The organism is Psychrobacillus sp. MER TA 171 (genome assembly GCF_023713305.1).
Taxonomy (GTDB): domain Bacteria; phylum Bacillota; class Bacilli; order Bacillales_A; family Planococcaceae; genus Psychrobacillus.
Genome location: NZ_JAMAWN010000043.1, coordinates 1 through 4,812 on the forward strand (window position 1 = coordinate 1; position 4,812 = coordinate 4,812).

5 protein-coding genes are annotated in these 4,812 nt (G+C 36.8%); 4 read left to right on the plus strand and 1 reads right to left on the minus strand.

Annotated elements, in window-relative coordinates; genetic code table 11:
• Window positions 1–134: 134 nt before the first annotated feature.
• Entirely contained in the window at window positions 135–1,217 is a 1,083-nt protein-coding gene (locus tag M3627_RS20260) for a protein rep (protein ID WP_169361534.1), read from the plus strand.
• A gap of 135 nt (window positions 1,218–1,352) precedes the next feature.
• Window positions 1,353–1,694, plus strand: coding sequence for a DUF6678 family protein (locus tag M3627_RS20265; RefSeq protein WP_251557251.1), 342 nt, complete (start codon window positions 1,353–1,355; stop codon window positions 1,692–1,694).
• A gap of 63 nt (window positions 1,695–1,757) precedes the next feature.
• Here the strand turns inward: M3627_RS20265 and M3627_RS20270 are convergent, their stop codons facing one another.
• Window positions 1,758–2,234, minus strand: coding sequence for a DUF3967 domain-containing protein (locus M3627_RS20270; protein WP_102782468.1), 477 nt, complete (start codon window positions 2,232–2,234; stop codon window positions 1,758–1,760).
• Window positions 2,235–2,688: 454 nt separating this feature from the next.
• On the opposite strand from M3627_RS20270, the gene M3627_RS20275 reads away from it, so the two are divergent.
• Entirely contained in the window at window positions 2,689–2,895 is a 207-nt protein-coding gene (locus M3627_RS20275) for a hypothetical protein (RefSeq protein WP_169361532.1), read from the plus strand.
• A 349-nt stretch (window positions 2,896–3,244) separates the two neighbouring features.
• Window positions 3,245–4,276, plus strand: a complete 1,032-nt coding sequence (locus M3627_RS20280; protein ID WP_169361535.1) for a site-specific integrase — start codon at window positions 3,245–3,247, stop codon at window positions 4,274–4,276.
• Window positions 4,277–4,812: the final 536 nt, after the last annotated feature.

The window sequence follows — 4,812 nt, forward strand, 5'->3', positions numbered from 1 at the left end:
AAAGACTTGTTTCCTAGATTCCGAAGTTGTAAGCTAAAGTTACCACACAATAACAAATAAACTAGGAAAGGAGACAAGTCATCTTTTTATATAGTTTTTTATAAAAAACAATGTACGTTGACTTTACAATATATATGCAAAATAATCAAGCTAAAAATGTAGATAAAAGACAATTAAAAGATACCATTTTAGGAAAAGATTTGTTGAATAAATACACGCCTAAAAAGGATTTGAATAGAAAAGCAGCAAACTATATCGAGAAACATTTGACCATAAAATCAGTCGTGAGATTTGAAACATGTAGTAGTTGGATGCAATTTCTGACGAATGGAGAAATGAGTGTGAAGAGATTACATAAAACGGATGCGTGTGGGAATCGTTTTTGTCCAATCTGCACATGGAAAACTGCTAAAAAAGATGCAATTAAATTATCAGTCATGCTCGATGCAGTGAAAGAAATTGAGGGGAAAGAATTTTTGTTTTTAACATTGACTGCCCCCAATTGTACTGGTGATGAATTGCGATTTGAGATTGATAGATTTAATAAAGCGGTTAAAAGATTATTTGATCGTAGGAATGTAAAACGTGTGGTGAAAGGTTACATCCGGAAATTAGAAGTAACAACAGATCAAGAGTCACATATTACCGAAGAATTATACAACCGTAAAAAAGGATATTTTGATATGAGGGGTTATAAAGTTGGGGATGCGAACCCCCAATACAATACATATAATCCTCATGTTCATATAATCGTTGCCGTGAATAAAACTTATTTTACGGATACAAAAGCATTTATTAAGCAAGAGAATTGGCTTGAAATGTGGCAAGAGTGTATGGAAGATAAGACCATTACACAGGTAGATGCTAAGAAAGTGCGAGCAACTGGTAATTCAAATGCAGTTTTAGAGATTGCTAAGTATTCGGCAAAAGGTTCTGACCTGTATCATAGTGAAGCTGTGTTTGATACGTTTTATATCGCCTTGAAGAAAAGACAATTACTTGTTTTTTCAGGAATGATGAAAGACTATGCGAAAAAATATGAGAATGGTGAACTGGATCGATTCAAGAAACAAGACGAAGCCTTTTATACGCATCTGTTGCAGTCAATATGGAAAGGCTCAAAGTATGAAAATAAATTAAAAGAATTATCTCCAGTAGAGTTGGAAGGGTTTAATAAACGTGCTTTGTACATTGAGGAAAATGACGAGGTGGAATGAGAGTGGCTTTTGCTACTCTTTTTTTAAAAAAAAAAGATAAGAAAGTATATAATTTCTTATTCAACTAACGCAGCAGGTTAGTTTAAGAAGGAGTAATATAGTGTTAATTATAAATTACATAATAGGAGGCAAAAAATGAGTTTTGCTGGATACCAAAGTCTAATGAATGATACAAAATGGGAAGAAATTTGGTTAGCAATGATTGATATACCAGAACTTATCTATTGGCGACAGAGGGATATTGAGACTAATTATACTTGTGATTGGGATGCAGAATGGTTTCATCATTTCAAAACAAATGGAGATAAGGATAGCTATAAAACAATTGAATGGTTGGAAATTAAATTCGAAAATGAAGAAATAAAAAATAAATTGTTAAAAATTCTAAAAGAGATACACGTTCCGGGTGAAGTTTTAGGAAATACTATCAAGGTTTATGGTTATATAAAGGAAGGGACTTTCATGGATTATATTTAAAGAATCTTCTTCAACTAACGGGTGCTTTAGTTGAAGAAGGACCATCTTTTGATGGTCCTTCTTTTATTTCCAGAATTTCCACCATTTTTTTTGTTGAGTAGCTGCAATTTGTTTTTTTGCTTCTTGTGATTCTCTTAGTGCTTTCATTAGGTTTTGATCTCTTTCAATTTGTCTTTTTTCTTGTGCTTCCAGTCTTTCGAGTATTTTTTGATTAAATTCCTGTTGTGCTTGGATGAATTCAATCAAAGGATTTTTCTCGTGTAGCGGTATAGCGGATGGCGATATGGTTAAATTGGACCGATATAAAGACGCTATATGTTGGACTGATTCATCTAGTGACCTGCCCATATTCTTCATGTCACATAAATACTCTAAGAACCTAATATCATCTTCGCTATATTGACGCCAACCATTTTCGGCTTTGGCGAAAGGGTATCCTTGTTCTTCCAGCATTTGTGAATATTTTCGGATGGTAACGGGTTGTATCGAAAGCCGCTTTGCGACATCTTTGCTGGAATAGGTTTTTGTATTGTTTTGCATATAGTTCACCTCTAAGAAATTATTCGCTATGAATCTTGAAAAAGCCTTTAAAGATAGATTGAAAGGAAAGATTTCAAATGGTAAACTAATAACATACTAAATTTATTTTACTTTTTTTATGTCGAACCCATGCGGGATCTGACGGTGATGAATAATACAGGTCTTTGGACTGATTGTGTTAAAAAGCATGACTTACTATGCTACCAATCTGCCCAAAGGCCTTTTTGTGTTCTTTGGGAGAAAGGATAATGAATCTATGGTTCCTTAAAATCAATCGTTGTTAGAGGTAAAATGTCTCGGAAAATAGTTATTGTTATAAGCAAGGGGAGTCCGTCCTTGTTCGTATCTGGCGAAAATAATAACTAAACGTGATAAAAGAGTGTAGAAGTGTATAGCATTTAAAAACTATAAAACAGGAGTACTTCAAGTACATCGGAAAAGGGAGAGGTAATTAATGACAATCAAACTAAACGAGGTTGAAACGAAATTATTCGAAAGGGTTCATGCAAAACATTTGAGCGTGATCGGTAACGAGGAAAAGACAAAATATCAAAAAGAGGAAATCGTAAAAATCGAACGAGATATTCGAAACAAATGTCTGAAGGTGTATTTCCGAAATGGAGAATGGTTCCGGTATTTTACGGACGGAACGTGGGGATGAAGAATGGCTATCGACTTTGGTTGATAGCTCGTATCTGAAAGATGCGAAATGATCAATCGGCGAAGCTGATTGATTCGGACCAGTGCAGCTGGGACGAAACGAAATCGCGAAGCGGTTTCTTGCTACAAAGTAGCAACACTGTGACTTTCATGGGTCACGATTAGAAGCGAACAATGTTCGCTGGCTTTAGGCTTCAATACACACATGAGCAGAACGAGGCACGCCATATGGTGATGTCTTTGAACCGAAGGTGAAATGCGTCACCTTATGGCGTTAACCGTCAAATTAGCGGTTTAGAAGAGTTTTAATTTTATTGCATTTATTAAAAAAACATTTAGGAGGTGTTTAAATGGCAAATAATCGGGGTGGTAATCGACTGAAATATCAAGTAGAGCAAGCAATTAAACGAATTAACTATATCGGAAAGTCTAAAAAAGAGTTGCGACAAAATGAAACTGAAACAGGTATTCATTCCATCACACAAGTGAAGCACACGCTTTCTGTTGGACAGAATTTTGCAGAATGGATAAAAGAGCGGGGAGTAAAAGATCTGTACCAGTTGAAGCGTTCGGATTACCGAGATTATATTTCTCATATGCAGGAAAAAGGAGTTTCAAATGGTCACTTAATCAATATAGAAACGAATTTAAGATTGCTGCAGAAAGGAATGCACAACATTTCAGTAGATAAGGGGTTTGAGGGGCGAGAGTGGATCCCGAAAACTAGATTGATAGATACAGCTACTCGTGAAAAACCACAGGACCGTTCTTATTCCGCAGAAGAAATAAAAGGATTTCGAGAAAAGCTTTCTACCAATACGAAAGTTGGTGCGGATCTCCAACAAGCTTTTGGACTTCGGTTGCGTGAAGTTGCTAATTCAAAAGTGGCCCATATCGTTGAAAAGGACGGTAAGCTCTTCTGGAAGGCTTCAGAAGATAAGCTAGCCTTAAATACAGCACAAGGTGTTACAAAGGCAGGAAGAGGTCGTATATCGCCTTGTAGGCCGGAATTTGAAGCGAGAGTGCGTGAATTGATTCAGGGGAAGGAAAAGGACGCTTTTTTATCTCCTGTGCGTTATAACACGCTTAAATCAGCTTATAATCGTGCAGGAATAAAAGGTTCTCATTCTTTTAGGCATACATATGCCAGAGAAATGCTAAAAAGTGAGTTGCAGCAAAGAGGAATTGAAACCGCAGGTCGTGAAGTGATTCAACGCATGTTAGAAAATCGGGCTGCTGGTTATCGCAAAGACCATACAATCACGAAAAATGAACGACCTTTATACAGGGAAGTCGTACAAGTCATGGATAAGGTGCAGGAATATTTAGGGCATGGAGAAGGTCGTATAGATTTGGCGGAAGTATATCTAAAGGGCGTGTAAAGATAGAACGGAATGGACGGAACCGGCTGAGCGAAGCGATCCCTTTACAATGAGCAGGGGCATGTTAACCTATCTCGGTTCGTGCCACTGCTTTTTTCTGCATGTGGCACTTGGCACGAAAGACACATGCCCCGAAAGGCTCGTTGTAAAGGGCAGCCGGTGGAGTTCATGGAGTGGGGGAAATGAATAAAACAAGTTATTTGGAGTGGCGGATATTTGGTTTTGATTTTAGGGTTTTGAATTAAAAAAAAGCCCCGTTTTTTGGGGGCTTTTTTGGTCTCTCTTCTCTTTTAATACTATACGTCACTATTTCGGCACGAAATCGGGGCGTATAGTTGCTCTTTGCTCTTACTCTCTCAAGGGTTTCGGAGTTTCGGAAACGACTTTTTCTAGCATAGTGTTTATAAAAAAAGACTTGTTTCCTAGATTCCGAAGTTGTAAGCTAAAGTTACCACACAATAACAAATAAACTAGGAAAGGAGACAAGTCATCTTTTTATATAGTTTTTTATAAAAAACAATGTACGTTGACTTTAC